Origin of the sequence: uncultured Apibacter sp. (genome assembly GCF_946479295.1) — a bacterium.
GTDB lineage: Bacteria > Bacteroidota > Bacteroidia > Flavobacteriales > Weeksellaceae > Apibacter.
On sequence record NZ_CAMLFD010000001.1, the window covers coordinates 279,652 to 302,764 of the forward strand.

The window sequence follows — 23,113 nt, forward strand, 5'->3', positions numbered from 1 at the left end:
AAATACGTACTATTTCTTTAATATTACTTTATATCATAAATTCTTTAATATAAGCTAATCCTTATTGTTACTATAATTAGCTAAAATTTTTATACTAAATGCGTAAATATATATTGAACAAAAAATATTTAAACTGTAAAGACGAATTACTTGCTATAATTCTGAATTTTGGAAATTTTAATGAAATTCTTGGAAATCCGGAAAGAAATGTCATAAAAAAAATACCATTACAATCAGATTTTATAACAGTAAAAAGTTTTAAAAAGCCTCATTTTATAAATAAATTCGTATATAAATATTTTAGAAAATCTAAGGCCAGAAGGTCTTTTGAACATGGCCAAAAGCTGCTTGAGCTCGATATATTAAATCCTGAGCCTTTGGCATATATTGAAAACTCTGATTTTATTGGTATTACTTCCAGTTATTATATTTCAAAATATGTTCCTTATGATTTTACATTACGTGAACTATATGAACAGCCAGATTCTCATGAATGTGTAAAAGCTTTTGCCAGATTTTCTTATTATGTGCACACCAAAGGAGTTTATATTAAAGATAATACACCCGGAAATACTTTAATAATTAGAAAAGATGGCGGATATGAAATGTATTTAGTAGATTTAAACAGAATGGAGTTCCATGAAGAACTTTCTTTTGATATTAAAATGAAAAGTTTATCAAATAATATAAAAGAACAGCCTTATCTTGATTTATTAATGAAAGAATACGCTAAAATTTCTGGCTATCCTTTGAATGAAATAAAATCTAAAATTAATTTTTATCAAAGTGAGTTTAATCGCAAAATAGAATCAAAAGCTAAATTTAAAAGATTTTTGAAAAAAATTTTTAAATAATTAGGTGTATATTTTTTTTATCCAATGATTCTATCCACTGCCCCTAAAAAGTTTTAATAGCTTTTTTTATAAATTATTAAAAAATCTCGGACTAATCTATCTTTATATGATTTATTTTGTGGGGATACTGTATTTAGATCAATATAAGAAACTTTTTTGACATTATAAATTCCCCCTAATTTGTTTATTAAATAATTTGTGTCTTTTTGAAAGCAAAGTACACCAATATAGTTTTCATTTTTTAAAACTAATTGTTTTTCAATTCCTTTATCATCTATGGGAGGAATTTTATCTCCATAATCCCAAACTATCTCCGGTGACATATACTTATAATCATATAAACTCATCTTATTTGTAGTAAATCTATGCAATTCTTTTACCGATTTATAATTAGGATTATATAAGAAACTTTTTGCTAAAGGAAAAACAAATACAATTACCATGCATTGTAAAAGTATCAAAGAATAAAATGCATTGTATAAAAATTTCTTTTTAAGTAAAATTATTATACTGATTCCTACTATAAATAAAGCCATTGAGGAATAAATAGCCCAATTAATTTGTTGATAAATTGTATCTCCGAATCCTAGAAAAATAATAAACGGGTAGGCCATACCAATTAATCCAACTAATCCAAAATTCACTTTTAAAAAAATGTTATCCAATTTATTTTTTACACCATTAAGGATATATTCTATATAAAACCCTGTATTCAAAGCAAGTGGAATCAGTGTAGGTAGGATATATCTTACTTTTTTTTCAGGAATTATGCTTAATAAAAATAAAGATAACACCGTCCATAATAATGTAAAATTATATGCTTTAAGATTAGAAACCTTATTTTTCATGTAAGGATAAATTAGCGCCAACAGGGCAGAAATAGTCCAAATGCCAGATTGTGTAAAAAAACTCCAATAGTAAAAAAAAGATTTAGAATTATAATCATTGATCCATCGTGAAGTTTCTTTTTTTGCCATTGAATTCAAATGCTCAGAATCCATCCAATGTATATAAACTGACCAAGAGATCCCTCCTAAAAGGCCTATTACTAAATAAATTATTAGGAGCTTATAAGACTTTTTATTTTTAAAATTAAATTTATAAGTAAAACCATATGAAATTAAGAAAGGCAATAACAATGCGTATAATGAAATAGGCCCTTTGCTAAGTATGGAAAAAGCGAGAAATATTCCTCCGAGTATAGCATTTTTTAATGTAGCATTTCTAAATCGTATTATGTTCCAAAGATAAAAGATGGAAACAATCATAAAGCTATGACAATAAATATCCCATTGATTGTCTCTACCAGCAAAATAAATATAAAAAGAGGTGAGTAAAATTAATCCGTTATGAAAGCTTGCTTGACTGGATATGCTTAATTTTAAAGAAAATTTGTATATATAAATTACCAAAAGGATAGTTACAAGTACGACGGATATACGTAAAATAGAAACTACATGAAATCCGAATAAATATCCGAAAAATGCAGTCATCCAGGTTGGAAGTGGCGGTTTTTCATATCTTGGTTCTCCATTTAAAGTAGTTAATATCCAATGTCCGTCTTGAACCATTTCTCTTGCCGTAATAAAGTTTCTAGCCTCCATTATATTTACAGGCATAGAACCAAGATTTATTCCTAAAATAATGATTGATGCGCATAAGAGTAAAACTATATGTTTGGTGTTGATATTTTTCATGAATATTTTATTTTAGAAAAAATAAAATTTTTACTTAGACAACGAATATTTGTAAATGTAAAATGAAAAAGCAAATAAATTTATTTTTTAAAATATTAAATTACTTTTTGCTTTTCTTAAGAATAATTATATTTCTAGTATAAACAATAATTCCAATAATATGACCTGCAAATAATACGGGATCTTTCCTAATAATTGAATATATAAAAATCATTAAAGCTCCTGTAAGACTTAATAACCAAAAGCCCATGGGTAATTCTGATTTTTTTATTTTTTCAGAATAAATCCATTGGTATATAAAACGCATGGTAAAAAGTACTTGAGCCAAACTTCCCCAAATTAGCAGCCATAAAGGTATATTATTCCTACTAAAAAGTTTATTTAAATCAAAAGCGCTATTCCATAGACTTAATGTAATTGCTAGTATAGGAAACAAATACAAAATATATCTGAAAACTACATGATATTTCATCCAAGCATCATGTAATTGTATATTTCTAATATATATATAATAAGTTATCAGCTGACCTAACATTATTGAAAAATCATGTCTCAAATATCCATATATGAATAAAAAGAAGGAGGCGACAAGGCTAACCTGCCAGAAAATCAGATCGGAAGTAACTTTTTTATGTTTTTCAGCAGAGATCCATTGAATAATCATTCTGCTTGAAAAAAGTAATTGCGCCAAAAAGCCAAGACTTAAGGTAAAATATTTTATAAAATTCTTATTATAAAAGAAATTTTCAATCAAAATATTTTTCATACTTTTTTCTCTGCAACTTTATAATTAATGTATTTCTTTTTCATCCAAATAAAAGCAAAACAATCACTTAACGGGCCAAACAATCTATTCCATAAATGAAATTTTGATTTACCGGCTATTCTTTCAAAATGTTGTACAGGATGTTGTATAACTTTTCCATTCTGTAGCAATATCATCGCAGGTAGAAAACGGTGTAATCCTTTAAACATCGGTATTTTTTTTGCATAGTCAGTTTGAATAATTTTTAATGGACATCCAGTATCATCCATTCCGTCATGGGTGAATGCACGACGTATTCCATTAGCTATTTTAGAAGATAGATTTTTTACTATACTATCTTTCCTATTAGCCCTTACTCCTGTCACTAATTGATACTGATCTGCATAATCTAAAAGAATATTAAAATCCATTGGAGAAGTCTGTAAATCAGCATCTATATAACCAACCCATCGAGTATTTGTATAATCAAATCCTGCTTTAATGGCTGAACTCAACCCATAATTTCTATCAAAAGATATATAAGTGAATTCATCATTATCTTTACATATTTCTTGAATTACCGAGAGGCTTGAATCTTTTGAACCATCATTAATAAAAAGGACTTTTGATTTCTTCTTAGCAGCATTCAAAAATATTGACATTTCTTTTTTAACACGCTCAAGGTTATCTGCTTCATTAAAAACTGGTATAATTACCGTTAATTCATATTCCATGTATGTGGGATGTAAAATTATGATCAAATTTATTAAAAAATTAATAAATTTAAATTTATCGATTTATGTTTTAAAAAATGATAAACGACATTTTATTATAATTAAACTTGTTATAACTTTGAGAAAAATATTAACAATAAATTAAGTATAAAAATATGAAAGTAACTGTAGTAGGTGCGGGGGCTGTAGGAGCTACTTGTGCTGATAACATTGCAAGAAAAGAAATAGTTGACGAATTGGTAATCGTTGATATAAAAGAAGGTTTTGCTGAAGGTAAAGCATTAGATTTAACGCAAACCACTTCTCTTTTAGGGTTTGATACTACTATAACCGGAAGTACCAACGATTATTCTAAAACTGCCGGAACCCATGTTGCCGTAATTACTTCCGGTATTCCTAGAAAACCGGGAATGACTCGTGAAGATCTTATTGGTACAAATGCAAGCATCGTAAAAGATGTTGCTACTAATATTTTAAAATATTCTCCTGATGCCATACTAATAATTATTTCCAATCCTATGGATACTATGACCTATTTAGCGCTTAAATCTTTAGGCCTACCAAAGTCAAGAGTCATAGGAATGGGGGGAGCCTTGGATTCATCTCGTTTTAAAACCTATTTATCTTTAGCTAGCGGTGCATCCCAAAATGATATTCAAGCTACGGTCATTGGTGGACATGGAGACACAACCATGATTCCTCTCACTCGTTTTGCTTCATGCCAGGGAGTACCTTTCTCAAAAATTCTTACCCCTGATCAATTACAAAAAGTTGCTTCCGATACAATGGTGGGTGGAGCTACCTTAACTAAATTACTAGGCACTTCTGCATGGTATGCTCCTGGTGCTGCCGGCGCTGCTGTTGTTGAATCCATTATTCGCGACGAGAAAAAAGTAATACCTTGTTCCGTATATCTTGACGGAGAATACGGTGAATCGGATATTTGTATTGGTGTACCTGTTGTATTAGGTAAAAATGGCATCGAAAAAATTGTTGAGCTAGAACTTAACGATGATGAAAAAACTAAATTCAAAGCTTCTGCTGATGCAGTAAGAAATATGAATAATGTGTTACACGAAATGAAGGTTTTATAAGAATTTAAATTCACCTTATTTATAAAAAACAGCTTATAAATAAGCTGTTTTTTTTATACATTATGACTGCGATTTCATTATCTTATTAAATTAACTACAAAATAATAATTCAATCTATTTTTCCATCAATCAAATTCCTGTTATAAAAGTATTTTAAATAGGTCTTAAAATTTATTAATATATATGAATAACTAAGTATTACTATTTTATATTGGTTATTAATCTTAATACATGACAAATATTTATTTTTGTATAATAAAATAGGAAATATCATATATGACAATTACTGAATTATATTCCATTTATTTGCAATCATCAGGCATTGCAACTGATACAAGAAAAATTGAAAAAGGAAATTTATTTTTTGCTTTAAAAGGAAGCAATTTTAATGGCAATGCTTTTGCCGAACAAGCTATAAAAAATGGTGCGTTAGGAGCCGTAGTAGATGATATTGAACTTTCTAATCCGGAAAAGGGCCTATTTTATTTTGAAAATTCTTTATTTGCATTACAAAATCTAGCGAGATATCACAGAAATCAGTTACATATTCCTGTCATTGGTTTAACAGGAAGTAACGGTAAAACAACTACAAAAGAACTTATCGCTTCTGTTTTAGCTGAAAAATATAAGGTCTTATACACTCAAGGTAACTTAAATAATCACATTGGAGTACCACTGACTATTTTATCGATCAACTCTAAACATGAAGTTGCAATAATAGAAATGGGTGCTAATCATCTTAAAGAAATTGAACTTTTAAGTAGTATTTCTCAACCTAGTATCGGATATATTACGAATTTTGGAAGAGCTCATCTGGAAGGATTTGGTGGAAAGGATGGTGTAATTAAAGGTAAGTCTGAGCTTTATACTTATTTAAGAAAGTACAACCGATATGCTTTGGTTAACACTGATGAACCTTTACAAGTTACTTTGAGTGATGGAATCAAAAGAATAACTTTTGGTTCACAAGGAACTTATACATTTTCACATTTTGAAGACCAGCATCGTCTCAGCATACAATATCAAGATATAGCCGTCAACTCTCAACTTACCGGAGATTATAACTTTTCTAATTTATGTGCTGCTTTTAGTTTAGGACTTTATTTTGAAATAGATATTGAACAAATAAAAAAGGGAATTGAAAATTATACGCCGCAAAACCAACGGTCTCAAATTGTTGAAAAAAACAACGTTATATTAGTATTGGATACATATAATGCAAATCCAAGCAGTATGGAAGTTTCTTTAGAAAATTTTTCTCATTTCAAAGGTAGTAAATCCGTAATTATCGGAGATATGTATGAATTGGGAATAGAATCCGCTTTAGAACATCAAAGAATTTTAAATTTAGCAGAAAGTTTAAACTTTGACTTTATTTATTTAGTAGGTAATAATTTTTATTCTACAATTTCAACAAACTGCAATAAAATCCAAAAATTCCATACGACATCCGATATGGCAGATTTTCTCAAAAATTATACGATACCTACCAAAAATATTTTACTGAAAGGTTCTCGAGCTATGGCTCTGGAAAGGCTTATCGAATTTCTACCCTAATACTTATTTCTATAAAGTATGATTTATATATCATTTTTAATAATCAATACTTTTTGAATCCTTTCAATTTAAAACAAAAAAAGAGAGGCTAAATAATGCCTCTCCTTCATTTCATATTTGTATTTATCAATTTTCTTAGTCTTATTTTATCCCTAATTTTGCTTTCACATCATTTAGAATATTTGGTCCCTCTGCATATAAAAGGGAAGGTTGAGAAGTATCAAAAACATAAAGATATCCTTTTGCTTTAGCAACACTATCAATGGCATCTTGAGCTTTTTTCATAATTGGCTCATATAAATCAGCCTGTTTTTTATCTAAAGCTTTTGCAGCTTCTTCTCTTAATGCAACTAAACTTTGCTGATCTTTTTGAAAATCTTCTTCATATTTTTGAAGTTGATCTTTCATTTTTTCTAAATCAGCTTGAGATTTGCCTTGTAAATCTTTTTGAATTTTTTCATACTTAGCAGTAAAGCTTTCTTCTTGCTTTTTTATTTCTGCTTTTTTCTGATCAGCTAAGGTTTTCAACTGATCATCAGCTGTTTTTTTCTCAGGCATTAGACTTAATAATTCCATAGAATTCACATGAGCTACATTCTGAGCTTTAATAAATTGAAAAGCTCCAACACATGCAGTTAAGAGGAATACTAAAGTGATTTTCTTCATTTCTATTCTAATTTTATTATTTACTTGTATTTTTTTCAGTGTTTTGGTTATTATTTTGAGTTTTTTTCTTTGGGACATATTTACTTCCGTATCCAGTTTTTGTTTGAGTTTTACTTGTATTTTTAATTTCTTTTTTAGGATTAGCAGAAACATTAGATTTATCTACATTTTCCTCAGTTGCAGAAATATTTATTTTTGATTCTAATGTCTTTTTCTTAAGGCCTTCTTTAGAATTGTCTTTACTTTCATTTAAATCTAAAGATTGATGATTGTTATTATTCAATTCGTTTGTGTTATCAATATCTTCAGATTCTGATTTAGTTTTACTTTGCTTATTTTTGGGAACATATTTTCTTCCCCATCCTGATTTTTGTTGCTTTTTGTTCGACTCTTTTTTTTCTTTATTATTTTTTGTATCGTTTGATTTACTATCTAGATCTTCATTTGGCTTTAAAGATGCAGATGTTTTGGCATTTTTATCTTCTTTTTCTTTATTTTTTGTTGCAATTCCTAATTGTTTCAAAACTTTATCTGTAATATCATATTTAGAATCAGTATAAACCATAATTAAATCAGAAGACTTGTCTAATATTAAGTTATATTTATCTTTTGCTGCTATCGCATTTATTGCATTCCAGATTTGATCTTGTAAAGGTTTTACTAAATTAACTCTAAGATTGATTGACTCGCCTTTTGATCCGAATTTTTTTTCAATAAATTCATATAATGCTTTATCAGTGCTATCAATTTGAGACAATCTGGATTTTTGCTGATCATCCGTTAACAATATCTTTTCATTTTCAAATTCAATCCGTAACTTTTCCAAATTTGATTGTCTATTTACAATCTCTTCCTGCCATTTTTTTATTTCATTATCCAGTTTTTGTTCAGATTGTTGATATTGCGGTAATTGTTTTAAAATATACTGCGTATCTACATAAGCCATTTTTTGAGCAATGCCGTAACTAAATAGTAATAGCAGTGCATATGTCAATATTTTCTTCATTGTAACTATATATAGGGCTTTTCTAAAATCATACCAATTTTTTACAAACTTAATTTATCTATAAATATATTATTTTAATAATATATCTGACTATACTTATAATTAAAATTGTTGACCGAATATGAAATGAGTTTCCCAACCATTAGCACTATTTGAGTTAATTGTTGAATCAAATCCTTTAGCGAAATCAAATCCTAACATACCAAATTGAGGCATGAAAATTCTAATTCCAAATCCAGCTGACCTTTTTAACTCAAACGGATTAAATGACTTATTATTGCTCCAAGTGTTACCTCCCTCTGCAAAAGTTAATGCATAAATTTTTGTAGCACCTCCTAATAAAACCGGATAACGCAATTCCAGCATAAATCTCGAATATGAAGTTCCTCCACCTAGTGGAGTTATATCTTCTCCTGAAACTCCACCAAAAGAAGTTGCATCTCTATAACCTCGCAAAGGAATAATTTCTCTACCGTCAAATCTATTTCCATAAAGACCGGTTCCTCCTAAATAAAATCTTTCAAAAGGAGGTATTCCTACCTTAGAATTATAATTACTTAAGAATCCAAACTCTCCTCCAGCTTTCAAAACAAATTTTCCAATTAATTCTTGATACCAATAAGCTTTCATCTTGATCTTATAATATTCTAGCCATTTATATTTTTCCTTATCGGTCTTCTTATTATAATCCTCATTATTAAACGCTGAGTAGGGAGGGGTAAATTTGATAGAAAGCTCAAATTCTGATCCCATGGTTGGAAAAATTGGATCAAATCCTGCAGAATATCTTCCTAAACTTGCATATAAACTAAAATTATTACTTTCTCCATTATCCCAGGTGGTATAGCCTAATGCATTTTCATCGGCTATATTAAATGGATAATTTCTGAAAGAATATAATTGATAATTAATTCCATAAGATAATCTAAAATAATTATCCGGCCAGTTTAAACGGGTGGTTAAACCTACTTGACCTCCATATATATCTAATTTATTTTTTCCTTCTGCGTAATAATTATTATAGTTTAATATAGTACTATATAGAGATACAGTCATAGAGGTAGGTCTTTTACCGGTAATCCATGGTTCTGTAAACGAAATACTATAGTTTTGATAATTGCTTCCTGCTTGAGCTCTTAATGATATGCTTTGTCCATCTCCTGATGGTATCGGCTTCCAAGCTTTTTTCTTAAAAAAATCATTAAATGAGAAATTTCCGAATGTAAGTCCTAAAGTCCCAATAAATCGATTACCTCCATATCCTCCTTGTAATTCTATCTGACTATTTGTTCCTTTTTCTTCTAATTTATAATTAACGTCTACCGTACGGGTTTCTACATTAGGTGTGATGTCCGGACGTAAGGTTTGTGCTTCAAAATATCCCATTTGAGCTAATTCCATAATAGTTCTTTGTATATCTTCTTTTGAAAAAAGATCCCCAGGTCTAGTACTGAGAGAACGTTGTATCACATGGTCATGGGTTTTCGTATTTCCTGAAAAAGTCACCTTATCCCAATAGGCTTGTTCTCCTTCTCTTATTTTTATTTCAACATCAATAGTATCGTTTCGTACTGCTTTTTCTATTGGGATTACATTTGAAAATACATATCCATTATTATAATAAAGAGTCGCTATATCATCATTTTTTTCTGATCCAGATACTTTTTTATTAAATCCGACAGCATCATAAGGATCTCCCTTTTTATAGCCAATGACTTTAGTTAGCGTTTCACTGGAATAAGCAGAATTTCCTGAAAAGGTAACATTTCCTAAATAATATCTTTTTCCTTCTTCTACATTTACTTTAACATTAAAATTTTTTTTATTTGTTCTGATTACTGTATCTGAAGTTATTTTAGCATCTCTAAATCCATATGATTGAAATGTTTCAACTACTCTGTTCAAATCTTCTAAATACTTTTCCGGAACGTATTTTGATTTCTTCCAAAACCGATAAAATCTTTTTTGTTTTGTATTTTTAAAAGCTCGTGATCTCACGGTTGAAGCTTTTAAAACTTTAGTTCCGTTAATCTTGATAGAACTTACTTTAACTCTTGGTCCTTTATCTATTGTTACATTCCAATTAACCAAATTAGGATCTGATGGATTGGCAGATTCTTTTATAACAGCCATGGCATCAGGGAAACCCTTTTCCGTATACTCATTTTTTATAGAGTTTTGAAGTTTAGTACGTAAATCATCAGTAATTTTAGATTTAGTTTTAAGCCCATTATCTTTGATAAGCTTTTCTCCTTTTGATTTACTGATTCCATGGAATTTAACTGTTCCTAAATCAGGAAGTGCAACTAGATTTATTCGAAGGTACACTTCTTTATTAATTATTTTGGTTAAAAAGATCTCAACATTAGCAAAAAGTTTAGAATCCCACAACTTTTTTACTGCTGTATTAATCTGCATTCCAGGTATTTCGACTATATCTCCTTCATATAAGCCTGTGTATCGCATGATTTGATTTTTGGAATACTTATCGGTTCCTGTAATTTTGATCTCTTTAATACGTAATGCAGAATCATCTTTAGAAGAGGTATCTAAATCTTTATTCACCCCAGCATTAGATGTTTGCCCAGACACTTGGACGCTATCTGAAACCTGACCAAATATAAATGTATGTATTGAGATTAAAACGGCCGCTAATAATTTCTTCATGTATAATTTTTACTTCTTTTACTTTACTTTTATTTGTTCGCTTATTTTTCCAAATCTTCTTTCTCTGGTCTGATAAAATTCTATTGCTTTCGAAAATTCATCTTTGTTAAAATCAGGCCATAATGTATCTGTAAAATATAATTCTGCGTAGGCTATTTGCCAAAGTAAAAAATTACTAATTCTTTGTTCTCCACTAGTTCTAATAAGAAGATCTACATCTGGTAGATCATTAGTATATAAATATTGATTAAAAATATTCTCATTTATTTGTTCTAAGGACAATTCATTGTTTGAAAAATCTAAGGCTATTTTTTTAGTTGCATCTACAATCTCATTTTTAGAACCATAGCTTAATGCTAAGGTTAAGGTCCCCTTTTGATTATTACAAGTTTCAGTGATCAGTATATTCAACTCCTCGCTAACATTCTTAGGGAATTTATCAATATTACCGATTACTTTAACTCTAATCCCTTTTTCCTTTAAACTCTTTGTTTCTTTTTTTATAGTATTCACTAATAATCCCATTAATGAATTAACTTCTAAAATCGGTCTATTCCAATTTTCTGTAGAAAATGCATATAAGGTAAGATAGGGTATATTTGTATCATCACAAAATTCAATTGCTTCTCGAACGGCTTTAATTGCATTTTGATGTCCCAAACTACGAATCATACCTCTTTTTTTAGCCCATCTACCGTTGCCATCCATAATTATAGCAACATGTCGGGGTAACTTATTTTCTTCTATAAATATATCTTTTTTAGACATTAATAATTTTAATTTAATAACAATAACATGGAGGTCTACCAAATGTATATGTTAAGTTTATTCCCCATATTAAATACCAATCATTACTTTTAAATGTATTACCTGTTTGGTGTTTTCCTATTATTTTAGAGTTTCTCCTATTTATTTCATCTTTTATGTTAGAATCTGTCGCACTAATGCTATTTAACTTTGGATCAACATTTATAGTTATATTTTTGTTTTTTACAGAACTATAATCAAGATTATCTTGAAATGTATATCTTGCTCCTACTTCAAATGATAATAACCAATCGTATTTAATCTTAATTTTATATCCTATTCCAAAAGGAATATTAAAACCGAATTTCATGGATTTTTTATAATTTTCCTCTGTTATAAAATCCTTATAATCTTTTGGGTTTCGAAAAGATCCATCAGAATTTTTAGCACGTGTATGATTGATTGTATATTTTCTATCATTATATCCATATCCTCCAATTCCAGCAAATATATAAGGGGATGATCCGGAATATTTTATATCATTAATATCAAAGAAATAATACTCAAATAGAACCGAGGTTTCTAATATTGTATTACTTCCTGAAATATGTCTTTTGTACCTGTAATCTTCACTCGCTTTTTCATCATCAAAAAACACCCTGTTATATATTAAATTAAGCCTTAAGCTTTGTCTATTATCTAAATTATATCTATAAAGTAGACCTAGTGAAATTGGTATTCTATCCATATCCATAGGTAAAATCTCTATATAGTTTGTTTTACCTATATCTCCAATAATATTAGCTCTTCCAATAGAAATTCCAAGTTCATTACGTTGGGCCTTTATATGTATCAGACAACAAGTACAAATTAGAATAATTAATAAGAAAATATTTTTCATTTTAATTTAATATTATTTCACATAATGCACTAAACGTGAAATAAAGTTATTATGTTGCATTTTTCTTTGCAATTATCTATCATCTCAAACAACAAATATAATAATTCTTTTTATGTTTATACTCTTTATTTTATTATTAACTTATTTTTAGTACGTAACCTTTATTTTAAATATCTTTTTACCCTTTCTATTAAAAATAAAATTCAAATTTTAAAATTGTTATATGTAAAATTTGATTATTTTTGAAATCTAATGTCTAAGATAACTGAACAAATTAAAATTCCAATTGCTGATGAAATGAAGCTTTTCGAGAAGAGATTCTATGAATCTATGAAAAGTAAAGTTCCCTTGTTGGATAGAATAACTCAGTTTATTGTTAGAAGAAAAGGTAAGCAAATGCGTCCTATGTTTGTATTCTTAACAGCTAAGCTTACCGGTACTATAACTGATAAAACTTATCGTGCAGCTTCATTAATTGAACTTATTCATACTGCAACCTTAGTCCATGATGATGTAGTAGACGAGAGTTATATGAGAAGAGGGTTCTTTTCAATTAATGCATTATGGAAAAATAAAATTGCTGTTTTGGTAGGTGATTATCTTCTTTCCAAAAGCGTATTATTAGCTACTGATAATCAAGATTTAGATTTACTATCAATTATCTCTAGAACTATACGTGAAATGTCTGAAGGAGAGTTACTGCAACTGGAAAAAAGCCGTATGCTTGATATAACAGAAGAAGTTTATTTTGAAATTATACGTCAAAAAACTGCTGTTCTTATATCTGCCTGTTGCGAAGCTGGAGCACGTTCTACTTTTGCTTCTGATGAAAATGCTGATAAACTGCGACTCTTTGGGGAATATACTGGTATTGCATTTCAAATTAAAGATGACTTATTTGATTACACAAGTACCAATCTTATCGGGAAACCTATAGGAATTGATATTCAGGAAAGAAAAATGACACTCCCTTTAATTTACGTTCTTTCTACAACAACTAAAGAGAACAAAAAGTGGTTAATTAATTCCATTAAAAATCATAACAAGGATAAAAAAAGAGTTTCTGAAATAATTAATTTTGTTAAGGAAAACGGAGGACTAAACTATACGATAAATAAGATGAATGAATATAAACAAAAAGCGCTAGATATTTTAGTTACTTTTCCTAAAAACGAAAATCGCGATTCTTTAGAGCTTATGCTAAAATATGTTATTGAAAGAAAACATTAAAGAATTAACACTTTTATTTTTCTACAATTACAATCATTTGACCACTTCATTTAAATAAATTTAGCATTTTGAAAATTGAACATTATAAATTAAGCGATGGATTTTTATATTAATATAGAAGGAAATTTAAAAAATAATTTTTCACTTTATAAGCAAATGGCACCCTTCTCCGATTATTGTTTATAAGATGAATTTGTTATTTTCTAAACTTCCTATCATTATAACTATCAATTAATTTTCTTGTTTTTCTAGAAATAAATAAAATGCATACTCTAATGCAACCTCTTTCAATGATTCGAAACGTCCGCTTGAACCTCCATGTCCTGCATCCATATTGGTTTGTAATAATAAAAGATTAGAATCTGTTTTCATATCTCTAAGTTTTGCCACCCATTTAGCCGGCTCCCAGTATTGTACCTGAGAATCGTGTAAACCGGTTGTTACTAACATATTGGGATACTCTTTCTTTTCGACATTATCATATGGAGAATAAGATTTCATATAATTATAATATTCTATTTGATTTGGATTTCCCCATTCGTCATATTCTCCTGTGGTTAAGGGAATATTCTCATCCAACATGGTGGTAACTACATCTACAAAGGGGACATCTGCAACCACTCCATGAAAAAGTTTGGGTGCATAATTAATTACTGCTCCCATTAATAAACCGCCGGCACTTCCCCCATTGGCATATAAATGATTGCATGAAGTGTATTCATTTTTAATTAAATATTCAGCACTATCTATAAAATCGAAGAATGTATTTTTCTTTTTTAACATTTTCCCTTCTTCATACCAACGTCTACCTAAATCTTCCCCACCCCTTACATGAGTTATTACGTAAATGAAGCCTCGATCCAATAAAGATAAGCGTATTGAACTAAAAGTAGCATCCATCGAATATCCATAAGATCCATAAGCATATAATAATAAGGGGGTATTTTTTGAAGGCTTTGTATCTTTTCTCATTACTAAAGACATAGGTATACTTACTCCGTCCCTTGCTTTTGCCCATATTCTCTTAGTTATATAATTATCTTTAGTAAAATTTCCGATTACTTCCTGCTCTTTTAATACCGTCTTTTCTTTTGTACGCATATTATAATCTATATCACTCCATGGCGTAGTCATAGAGGTATAACGATACCTTATTATTTCTGTATCAAAATCTCTATTAACAGATGTGCCCACTGTATAAACTTCTTCTTCAAAAGGAATTTCATACGTAACTGAATTGTCCCAACTTTTAATTTTTATATGTGTTAATCCACTTTCACGTTCTTCTGTCACTAAATAATTTCTAAAGAGCTCAAATCCTTCCAGTAAGATTTTTTCATTATGCGGAATTACTTCAATCCAATTTTCTTTTTCTGTTTCTGTTATTGAAGTCTTCATCAATTTAAAGTTAGTAGCACCATCTTTATTAGTAAGAATGTAGAAGAAATCATCAAAATGGTCGAATGAGTACTCTAACCCTCTTATTCTCTCTTGAAATATTTTCCATTTTGCATTGGGATTATCGGCAGGAATAAACCTATATTCATCAGTTAATGTACTACCGGATGCTATAACTATATATTTTAAGGATTTAGTTTTAGTTACATATACAGTAAAGGTTTCATCTTTTTCTTCAAATAATAATATATCTTCTTTTTGTGATGTTCCTAATACATGCTTATATATTTTAGAAGAACGTAAGGTTTTTGGGTCTTGAACTGAATAAAATAGTGTATGATTATCATTTGCCCATACTACATTCCCCGTTGTGTTTTCTAATATATCGGAAAGTAATTCTCCTGTTATTAAATTTTTAATCTGTATTGAATAGATTCTTCGTCCAATTGTATCAACAGAATAACAGACCATTGTATTATCCGGACTTACACTAATGCTTCCAATTTGATAAAATTTATATTCTTTAGCCATTTGATTAACATCAAACATAATTTCCTCTTGGGCATCTAAAGATTCTTTTTTTCGAATATATATCGGATATTCACCCCCTTTTATATATTTGGTTGCATACCAATACTTATTAAATTTATAGGGAACTGACTCATCATCTTCTTTGATCCTAGACTTCATTTCTCCAAATAAATCTTTTTGTAATTGTTCCGTAGATCTCATTTGCTCTTGGGTGTAAGCATTTTCCTTCTCCAAATACTCGATCACTTCCGGATTATCTCTATCATTAAGCCAATAGTAATTATCGATTCTTGTATCATTATGAATAACCAACTTTTTAGGAATTTTCTTCGCTACAGGTGCCTGCATATTTACTTAATTTATTATCAACATCAAAAATAAGGGTAAAAATATAGAAAGACAATAGTTTAGATATTTTTATTAAGTCCCTATAAATAAAATACAATAAATTATATTTATTAATAAACAAATTTGATCATTGTTAATATTTAAAATCTTTATTTTATAAAAATTTATTTAATTTTCATTACCCCTACTTTTATCCCTACTTTAATTTCATATATTTGCGCAAATATTTTAATTTATTAATAAATGATATTAACTACAACTAATTCTATTGAAGGATTTACCACTAAGGAATATAAGGGTATTGTAAGCGGTGAAACTATTATTGGAGCAAATTTTATCAAGGATTTCAAAGCTAATCTTACCGATTTTTTCGGTGGTAGGTCTACTGCTTATGAAAAAGTTTTAATTGAAGCTAAACAAACGGCATTACAAGAGTTGGAAAAAAACGCAAAACAATTAGGAGCAAATGCTGTTATCGGTATTCATATAGATTATGAAACTTTGGGTGCTAAAGGGAGTATGATTATGGTATCTATCTCTGGCACAGCTGTAATAATTTAAAATAAATATTGATAAAACTCCTTTCAATTTTCTGCCTTTTTATTTAGTATTTCAATTTATTCATAAACAAATATTGATAGCGACAACGCTACTTATTTTATTTGAAATAAAAAGAAATACAAATAGAAAATATATTAAAAGAATCTTTTAAAGATCTCATTTCAGGATTCATTTATTAGATGGTGGAGGCGAATTCTATGAAATTTAGCTTTGAAGTACGATGCTACACAATATTTTCCGTGAAGATGTCTCATAATACTTTCACGGAAAATACAAAAAAATAAAATAAAAGATTTACATGGCACATTAATCTTAGCCTTACAATTAGTTTCAGATTTTTCCGAAAAAAACACATTCATGGAATAAATATATTATCAATAAATTTCCTGAATTTAATTTTTTTCTCATTCTTTTATAAAGAAGACAATTTTCCGATAAAAGAGTTCTCATTACTTACACTGAATTATTTTTAAATATCGTATTCAGGCTTAACTTTTTGAACATAACATTATATGAGTCCTCTTTAATTGCTCCATACCTCCTATTATTTATTTTATTGTATTTTTATAAAATTAAGATTATTAATAAAGTCTTTTTTATATAAACAAAAAACCCTCAAAAATGAGAGTTTTTTATTTAATATATGTAATTTAAGTTTAGTTACATTTATGCATCTAATTCTCCGGCAATAACATTTAAACTTCCTAAAGTTATAATTGCGTCTGATAACATTTGATCTTTTATTAATTCCGGATAAGCTTGGTAATATATAAAACACGGTCTTCGGAAATGCAGTCTATAAGGACTTCTTCCTCCATCACTTACCATATAAAATCCTAATTCACCATTTCCTCCTTCAACGGAATGAAAAACTTCTCCAGTTGGAATATCTGTTTCTCCCATAATTATTTTAAAATGATAAATCAATGCTTCCATACTTGTATAGACATCTGGTTTATCGGGAAGATAATATTCTGGAACATCCACATGGTAATTGCCCTCAGGTAAATTTTCATAAGCATTTTTAACCAATTTGAAACTTTCCCTCATTTCTTGTAAACGTACCATGAATCTATCGTAAGCATCTCCTGCAGTTCCAATTGGAATAATAAAATCAAAATCATCATAAGAAGAATAAGGACTCATTACTCTCACATCATAGTCTACTCCAGCGGCTCGTAAATTAGGACCTGTAAAACCGTAATTCAAGGCTCTTTCAGCTGAGATCCCCCCCACTCCAATTGTCCGATCCATAAAGATTCTGTTTCTTTCTAGCAAACTGGCAAATTCTTCTAATCTTTTAGGAAATTCTGCTATAAATTCTTTTATTAATTGATGAAATTTCGGACTAAAATCACGTTCAAATCCTCCTATTCTTCCAATATTAGTTGTCATACGAGCTCCACAAACCTGCTCGTATAGATCATATATTTTCTCTCTATCCTGAAATACGTATGTAAATCCAGTTAAAGCACCTGTATCAACTCCCATTACGGAGTCACAAACCAAATGGTCTGCTATTCTTGCCAACTCCATGATTATGATACGCATATAATCAATTTTTTTGGTAACTTTTATTCCCAAAAATTTCTCCATGGTCATATGCCATCCCATATTGTTAATTGGAGATGAACAATAATTAAGCCTATCTGTTAGAGTAGTGATTTGTGAATATGTTCTTCTTTCAGATATTTTTTCAAATGCTCGGTGAATGTATCCCACCGTAGATTTGGCTGATACAATCCTTTCTCCATCCATCAATATTTTATTTTCAAATATACCATGAGTAGAAGGGTGTGTAGGTCCTAAGTTGATTCTTTGCAACTCGCCGTCTACTTGTTCCTTCACAATATATTTGTCCACAGAATTTGATAAATCAATCAAATCACTAATATTTTTTTGCTTAGACATTTTATTATTCTAACTATTTTATTTTACTAAATTATCTGCCGAACATGGCATCATTTTTATCAGTGCGAGTAGTATCTTCCAATGTATATTGCTTCAAAAGTGGATGATAATCCATATCGTCCCTATTTAGTATTCTTGTAAGGTCAGGATGTCCTTTGAATTTGATTCCATAGAAATCAAAGGTTTCCCTCTCTTGCCAATTAGCAGCAGAATAAATAGAGGTAATTGAATCAATTTCAGGATTATCTATAGAAAAAAATGCTTTAATCCGTATTCTAAAATTATTTATAAAGCTATGAAGATGGTAGATTACTCCAAGTTCATTACCTTTATTGGTAGGATAATGTATTCCGCAAACATCCGTTAAAAAATCAATTTTAATATCATGATTTTTAATGAAAGTTAATAAGGGAAGTACAATATCTTTTTTTATTTCCAGGGTTAAAATTCCATCCGGTTCATATGTCCTTATAATACCATCTCCAAACTCATCTGTTATGAGTTGCAATACAAATTGATTATCTATAATTTTTCCTTCCATAAATTATCACGAAATTTCATATGAACTTAATAATTCTTTGTATTCTGCAGATTCTCTTCTTCTTAGACTTTCATTTCTAGCTATTTCTTGAATTTGCATAAAACCTTCAATAATTTGTTCAGGTCTAGGAGGACATCCGGGAACATATACATCTACGGGAATAACTTTATCAATTCCTTGCAATACTGAATAGGTATCAAAAATTCCACCACTTGAAGCACAGGCCCCCACTGCCATCACCCATTTAGGCTCTGCCATTTGAGTGTACACTCGCTTTAATACCGGAGCTAATTTTTTAGATATGGTTCCACAGACCATAAGAAGGTCTGCCTGTCTTGGCGAAAAACACATATTTTCTGCTCCAAAACGTGATAAATCATAATTGGAAGCCTGTATAGCCATAAATTCAATTCCACAGCAAGAGGTAGCAAATGGTAATGGCCATAGTGAATAAGACCTTGCTAATCCAATGATCTTATCAAAATTTCCGGCAAAATATCCGGGCCCACTAACTCCTTCAGGAGCCTCAACAATCTTAACTTTTTTTTCTGCCATTTCTTTTTTAAAAATATTTTAAAAATAGATTTTTATTATTCCTATTTTTCCCAATCCAGTGCGCCTTTTTTAACCACATATACAAAGCCCATAAGAAAAACGGAAATGAATGTTAATACCGCTAAAAAGCCTTCTACTCCGAAATCTCTTATATTTAAAGCATAGGGATAAAAAAAGATGATTTCAATATCAAATAATACAAATAAAATTGCTGTTAAAAAATATTTAACTGAAAAGGGCGAACGGGCATCTCCTTCATATGCTATTCCACATTCAAAGGTATCATCCTTAACTTTCCCGTGTACTCTCGAACCTAACATAGCCGATCCGATTAGAGCTGTTACACTGAACCCTAAAGCTACTGCAACCTGTATAAGTACTGGAACATAATCTATAGGTAAACTCATCCTTTCTAATTTTTTATACTTTCAATTTTAGAATGCAAAGTTAATATATTTTTTATAGTTGACCTCTATTTCAGCTATTAAACATCTTCAAATTAGCCTACAAGAAATTAGAATAAAAAAAACAAAAACAAATATAAAATATTAACAATCAATATATTAATAAAAACAACAACATAAAAAACTCATTTTATTTGTAATTGGTCTAAATTAAAATTATATTTGCCGAAAAAATAAAAAATTATTATGAAAAAAACCTACATAGCTTTTGTTCTTTTATGTTTAGGACAGCTACTATTAGCTCAATATACATCAGGAATTAAAGGATATTTATTAGATGTTGAAGACAAACCGATCAAAACGGCAATTATTTACATTGACGATGAAAAAGTTTCTGAGGTTAATAATCAATCTGGATATTTTGAAGTATCTGGTCTTAATGATGGATTTCATAAATTAACTATCACCTCAACTAAATTTAATGATTATACGAAATCTATTATACTCAATCCAGATGAAGTTCAAGACATAAGTATAACATTATATGGAAAAGGTGATATAGATGATGTGACTATATACGGAACCAAACAAATACACGGATTAGATATGATTACCCGTCTTCCGGTTGCTCCTAGAGAATTACCTCAAAATATTTCTGTTATTACCAGTGAAATTATTGATAAGCAAGGAGCGTTAACCTTAACGGATGCAGTTAGAAATGTTCCGGGAGTGACTTTATTCGGAACTTATGGGGGAGCTTCTGAAAGTATGTCAATCAGAGGATATCGCGGTACTCCTGTATTAAAAAACGGTGTTCAAGTTGATTCTGATTTCCGATCTGCTTCTTTACTCTCTGACATGCAAGGAGTATCTAGTGTTCAAGTATTACGCGGTTCAGCAGCTATTACTCAAGGTATAGGGAACGGATTAGGAAGTCCGGGAGGAGTTATCAATGTAGTTACTAAAACTCCTTTGTTTTTAACAGCTGGAAACGTCGCCATTGAAACAGGAAGCTGGGGATTATTCAGACCAACATTTGACTATCAGACTGTATTAGATAAAAAAAGAACGGCCGGATTTCGTTTAAATGGTGCCTACCAGAGATCTGACAGTTATAAACCTAGAGTCGATAATAACAGAGTTTACATAAATCCATCCTTTGAATGGAGGCCTGACGATAAAACAACCGTTACTCTTGAATTAGATTACCTAAATAATAATATCACCCCGGATAGAGGTACCGTAAATTCAACTGACTCTGATAAAAATAACCTATTAGATACCACCCACAAATTTTATGGATGGACAACTGATAATCAGAACACAAAAATTACCACATACAGTGCAAAAGTTGTAAGAAAATTAAATGATGTATTAAGTTTACGTGCTTTATATGCGGCATCTGAAAATAACGAAGAAACTTACGGGTTAGGTTCTTTAGCTAGCCCTTATAGATTTAAAGATGAAACAGGAAAAGATGTCACTGATTTTACCAGACGTGCCAGAACTTTAGCTTGGTCAGAAAGTGAAGATAAAAATAAAGTAATACAAATTGATTTGATTGGAAAAAATATCTATACTGGTAAAGTAAAACACACTTTTCAAACAGGTTTTGATTATAAGTTAAATAAAACAAATTCCATTACCCATGGAAAATATAGAAGAGACGATAGGGGAAAGGTAATTTTAGATCCTAAAACTGGATTACCTGCTATAGATAGATCTATAAATATAGATGTAATTAATATATTTGATAAAATACCAAATGTATTACCAAAAGGAATCAATAAATCTGCCTTCGACGCAATTGCTTCAACTAGTTCAAGTGAGTCAGAAGTATATGGAATAATGATTCAAGATGCTGTTGAAATAAATAAGTACATTCGAGCTAATGTAGGATTACGTTTTAGTCAAGATGCTAAAAAACCGAATATAGATGCCGCTAATGAGGCATGGGATCCTTTTGTAGGAGTAATGGTTAGCCCTTTAAAAAATATAAGTGTTTTTGGTAATTATGCTACTACAACTAATTTACGATCCGCAAGTAATCCTACTAAAGACGGAGGTACTATTGGATCTTCCGTTACTAACCAATTTGAGGTAGGAGTGAAATCTGATTGGTTTAATAAAAAATTAGATTTTAATGTAACCTATTACTTTATTAAAAATAATGATATATCTTACCAAGTATATGAAAATGGAGTAGGTACAGGATATTACTCTAAAGCAGGAGATTTAAGAAGAAATGGGGTAGAAATCGAGGCGAATGGTCACATTTTGGAAAATTTACAAGTAATTTTAGGATATTCTTATTCAGATGTACAATATAAAAATAGCGTAGCTTATGTAAATGGTTCAAGACCTATGAATGCTCCGTATACTACTGCAAATGGATGGGTACAATACTTAGTCAATAATGGAGCATTAAAAAACCTTGTTGTAGGCGTTGGTGTGTATTATGTAGGTGATCGTCCTATTAATGACCATAGTTCAGATTTAAGAGCTGATGGTCATGGTTCCACCCCGGGTATAAAACCTTTTAATATGCCTGATTATACCACTGTCAATGCTCAATTAGGATACACTTATCAAAATATAGGATTAAAATTTTTCTTTAATAATATTTTCGATAAAATTGGTTATACGTCTTATTATAGAGGTGGTTATATTAATCAAATTGATCCTAGAAATTTTAAACTTCAACTTACCTATAAATTCTAACTTTTTCATCAAATAATTTTTTAATTACTAATATTAAAACTACCTGCTTAGGCTGGTAGTTTTTTTGTATCTATTATAAAAAAGATATATATTACGATGAAATGACTTCATAACTTGAGAAAATTATATAATAGCGTTTTTCTTCTTATAAATATTTCGTATTAAAATAATTTATTGTTATTTTTTTTATCCAAACTATTCACATTTTCAGAATTGAAATTGCAGGTTTAATTCATATTAATAGG

At 29.5% G+C, this 23,113-nt stretch carries 19 protein-coding genes; 6 read left to right on the forward strand and 13 right to left on the reverse strand.

All coding sequences use genetic code 11. The features are described 5' to 3' along the window. Positions 1-98 precede the first annotated feature (98 nt). Positions 99-854 carry a Kdo domain containing protein gene (locus Q0T35_RS01365; RefSeq protein ID WP_295840579.1) on the forward strand — a complete coding sequence of 252 codons (756 nt, stop codon included), beginning with the start codon at positions 99-101 and terminating at the stop codon, positions 852-854. Positions 855-907: 53 nt separating this feature from the next. Here Q0T35_RS01365 and Q0T35_RS01370 read toward each other — a convergent pair whose 3' ends face one another. The 3 genes from Q0T35_RS01370 to Q0T35_RS01380 all read right to left on the reverse strand — a co-directional run bounded on the left by Q0T35_RS01370 (position 908) and on the right by Q0T35_RS01380 (position 4,030). After that, complete coding sequence (locus Q0T35_RS01370) at positions 908-2,551, reverse strand: glycosyltransferase family 39 protein (protein WP_295840582.1); 1,644 nt, start codon at positions 2,549-2,551, stop codon at positions 908-910. Positions 2,552-2,651: 100 nt separating this feature from the next. Continuing rightward, positions 2,652-3,317, reverse strand: a complete 666-nt coding sequence (locus Q0T35_RS01375; protein ID WP_293917179.1) for a lipid-A-disaccharide synthase N-terminal domain-containing protein — start codon at positions 3,315-3,317, stop codon at positions 2,652-2,654. Then, positions 3,314-4,030, reverse strand: a complete 717-nt coding sequence (locus Q0T35_RS01380; RefSeq protein ID WP_295809881.1) for a glycosyltransferase — start codon at positions 4,028-4,030, stop codon at positions 3,314-3,316. Before Q0T35_RS01380 ends, Q0T35_RS01375 begins: the two co-directional genes overlap by 4 nt. Before the next feature lie 155 nt (positions 4,031-4,185). Here Q0T35_RS01380 and mdh point away from each other — a divergent pair, with 155 nt between their 5' ends. Further along, positions 4,186-5,124 carry a malate dehydrogenase gene (gene mdh / locus Q0T35_RS01385; RefSeq protein ID WP_293917185.1) on the forward strand — a complete coding sequence of 313 codons (939 nt, stop codon included), beginning with the start codon at positions 4,186-4,188 and terminating at the stop codon, positions 5,122-5,124. Positions 5,125-5,400: 276 nt separating this feature from the next. After that, the gene (gene murF / locus Q0T35_RS01390; protein WP_295840586.1) at positions 5,401-6,681 is read left to right on the forward strand and encodes a UDP-N-acetylmuramoyl-tripeptide--D-alanyl-D-alanine ligase; all 1,281 of its coding nucleotides are present in this window, start codon (positions 5,401-5,403) and stop codon (positions 6,679-6,681) included. 141 nt (positions 6,682-6,822) lie between these two features. Here the strand turns inward: murF and Q0T35_RS01395 are convergent, their stop codons facing one another. The 5 genes from Q0T35_RS01395 to Q0T35_RS01415 form a co-directional block, all read right to left on the reverse strand. Beyond that, positions 6,823-7,347, reverse strand: coding sequence for an OmpH family outer membrane protein (locus Q0T35_RS01395; protein ID WP_293917188.1), 525 nt, complete (start codon positions 7,345-7,347; stop codon positions 6,823-6,825). Positions 7,348-7,363: 16 nt separating this feature from the next. Next, positions 7,364-8,353 (reverse strand): OmpH family outer membrane protein, encoded by a 990-nt coding sequence (locus Q0T35_RS01400; RefSeq protein ID WP_295840588.1) that lies wholly within the window; start codon positions 8,351-8,353, stop codon positions 7,364-7,366. 102 nt (positions 8,354-8,455) lie between these two features. Further along, positions 8,456-11,020 carry an outer membrane protein assembly factor BamA gene (gene bamA / locus Q0T35_RS01405; RefSeq protein WP_295840590.1) on the reverse strand — a complete coding sequence of 855 codons (2,565 nt, stop codon included), beginning with the start codon at positions 11,018-11,020 and terminating at the stop codon, positions 8,456-8,458. 18 nt (positions 11,021-11,038) lie between these two features. Further along, positions 11,039-11,788 carry an isoprenyl transferase gene (locus Q0T35_RS01410; protein ID WP_293917197.1) on the reverse strand — a complete coding sequence of 250 codons (750 nt, stop codon included), beginning with the start codon at positions 11,786-11,788 and terminating at the stop codon, positions 11,039-11,041. Between the two features lie 13 nt (positions 11,789-11,801). Next, positions 11,802-12,668 (reverse strand): DUF6089 family protein, encoded by an 867-nt coding sequence (locus Q0T35_RS01415; RefSeq protein WP_295840592.1) that lies wholly within the window; start codon positions 12,666-12,668, stop codon positions 11,802-11,804. A 252-nt stretch (positions 12,669-12,920) separates the two neighbouring features. Here Q0T35_RS01415 and Q0T35_RS01420 point away from each other — a divergent pair, with 252 nt between their 5' ends. Next, a complete protein-coding gene (locus Q0T35_RS01420) occupies positions 12,921-13,898 on the forward strand; it encodes a polyprenyl synthetase family protein (protein ID WP_295840595.1) in 978 nt (325 codons plus the stop codon). Positions 13,899-14,129: 231 nt separating this feature from the next. Here the strand turns inward: Q0T35_RS01420 and Q0T35_RS01425 are convergent, their stop codons facing one another. Then, positions 14,130-16,175, reverse strand: coding sequence for a S9 family peptidase (locus Q0T35_RS01425; protein ID WP_295840596.1), 2,046 nt, complete (start codon positions 16,173-16,175; stop codon positions 14,130-14,132). A gap of 243 nt (positions 16,176-16,418) precedes the next feature. Between Q0T35_RS01425 and Q0T35_RS01430 the strand changes: the two genes are divergently transcribed. Continuing rightward, positions 16,419-16,736 (forward strand): YbjQ family protein, encoded by a 318-nt coding sequence (locus tag Q0T35_RS01430; protein ID WP_295809855.1) that lies wholly within the window; start codon positions 16,419-16,421, stop codon positions 16,734-16,736. 666 nt (positions 16,737-17,402) lie between these two features. On the opposite strand, the gene Q0T35_RS01435 is transcribed toward Q0T35_RS01430, so the two are convergent. From Q0T35_RS01435 to Q0T35_RS01450, 4 genes are read right to left on the reverse strand one after another with little or no spacing between them, the layout of a single operon-like run. Continuing rightward, complete coding sequence (locus Q0T35_RS01435; RefSeq protein WP_293918621.1) at positions 17,403-18,647, reverse strand: NADH-quinone oxidoreductase subunit D; 1,245 nt, start codon at positions 18,645-18,647, stop codon at positions 17,403-17,405. Positions 18,648-18,678: 31 nt separating this feature from the next. Then, positions 18,679-19,173 carry an NADH-quinone oxidoreductase subunit C gene (locus Q0T35_RS01440; RefSeq protein WP_293918636.1) on the reverse strand — a complete coding sequence of 165 codons (495 nt, stop codon included), beginning with the start codon at positions 19,171-19,173 and terminating at the stop codon, positions 18,679-18,681. A gap of 21 nt (positions 19,174-19,194) precedes the next feature. Continuing rightward, complete coding sequence (locus tag Q0T35_RS01445) at positions 19,195-19,743, reverse strand: NADH-quinone oxidoreductase subunit B (protein ID WP_293918623.1); 549 nt, start codon at positions 19,741-19,743, stop codon at positions 19,195-19,197. Between the two features lie 41 nt (positions 19,744-19,784). Continuing rightward, positions 19,785-20,150, reverse strand: coding sequence for an NADH-quinone oxidoreductase subunit A (locus Q0T35_RS01450; protein ID WP_293918624.1), 366 nt, complete (start codon positions 20,148-20,150; stop codon positions 19,785-19,787). Between the two features lie 243 nt (positions 20,151-20,393). Between Q0T35_RS01450 and Q0T35_RS01455 the strand changes: the two genes are divergently transcribed. Beyond that, positions 20,394-22,868 (forward strand): TonB-dependent receptor, encoded by a 2,475-nt coding sequence (locus Q0T35_RS01455; RefSeq protein ID WP_295840598.1) that lies wholly within the window; start codon positions 20,394-20,396, stop codon positions 22,866-22,868. Positions 22,869-23,113 lie beyond the last annotated feature (245 nt).

Bases quoted from the DNA above. Each gene is read 5' to 3' on its own strand.
- Q0T35_RS01365 (WP_295840579.1), top strand. From the start codon at position 99: ATGCGTAAATATATATTGAACAAAAAATATTTAAACTGTAAAGACGAA.
- Q0T35_RS01370 (WP_295840582.1), bottom strand. From the start codon at position 2,551: ATGAAAAATATCAACACCAAACATATAGTTTTACTCTTATGCGCATCA.
- Q0T35_RS01375 (WP_293917179.1), bottom strand. From the start codon at position 3,317: ATGAAAAATATTTTGATTGAAAATTTCTTTTATAATAAGAATTTTATA.
- Q0T35_RS01380 (WP_295809881.1), bottom strand. From the start codon at position 4,030: ATGGAATATGAATTAACGGTAATTATACCAGTTTTTAATGAAGCAGAT.
- mdh (WP_293917185.1), top strand. From the start codon at position 4,186: ATGAAAGTAACTGTAGTAGGTGCGGGGGCTGTAGGAGCTACTTGTGCT.
- murF (WP_295840586.1), top strand. From the start codon at position 5,401: ATGACAATTACTGAATTATATTCCATTTATTTGCAATCATCAGGCATT.
- Q0T35_RS01395 (WP_293917188.1), bottom strand. From the start codon at position 7,347: ATGAAGAAAATCACTTTAGTATTCCTCTTAACTGCATGTGTTGGAGCT.
- Q0T35_RS01400 (WP_295840588.1), bottom strand. From the start codon at position 8,353: ATGAAGAAAATATTGACATATGCACTGCTATTACTATTTAGTTACGGC.
- bamA (WP_295840590.1), bottom strand. From the start codon at position 11,020: ATGAAGAAATTATTAGCGGCCGTTTTAATCTCAATACATACATTTATA.
- Q0T35_RS01410 (WP_293917197.1), bottom strand. From the start codon at position 11,788: ATGTCTAAAAAAGATATATTTATAGAAGAAAATAAGTTACCCCGACAT.
- Q0T35_RS01415 (WP_295840592.1), bottom strand. From the start codon at position 12,668: ATGAAAAATATTTTCTTATTAATTATTCTAATTTGTACTTGTTGTCTG.
- Q0T35_RS01420 (WP_295840595.1), top strand. From the start codon at position 12,921: ATGTCTAAGATAACTGAACAAATTAAAATTCCAATTGCTGATGAAATG.
- Q0T35_RS01425 (WP_295840596.1), bottom strand. From the start codon at position 16,175: ATGCAGGCACCTGTAGCGAAGAAAATTCCTAAAAAGTTGGTTATTCAT.
- Q0T35_RS01430 (WP_295809855.1), top strand. From the start codon at position 16,419: ATGATATTAACTACAACTAATTCTATTGAAGGATTTACCACTAAGGAA.
- Q0T35_RS01435 (WP_293918621.1), bottom strand. From the start codon at position 18,647: ATGTCTAAGCAAAAAAATATTAGTGATTTGATTGATTTATCAAATTCT.
- Q0T35_RS01445 (WP_293918623.1), bottom strand. From the start codon at position 19,743: ATGGCAGAAAAAAAAGTTAAGATTGTTGAGGCTCCTGAAGGAGTTAGT.
- Q0T35_RS01450 (WP_293918624.1), bottom strand. From the start codon at position 20,150: ATGAGTTTACCTATAGATTATGTTCCAGTACTTATACAGGTTGCAGTA.
- Q0T35_RS01455 (WP_295840598.1), top strand. From the start codon at position 20,394: ATGAAAAAAACCTACATAGCTTTTGTTCTTTTATGTTTAGGACAGCTA.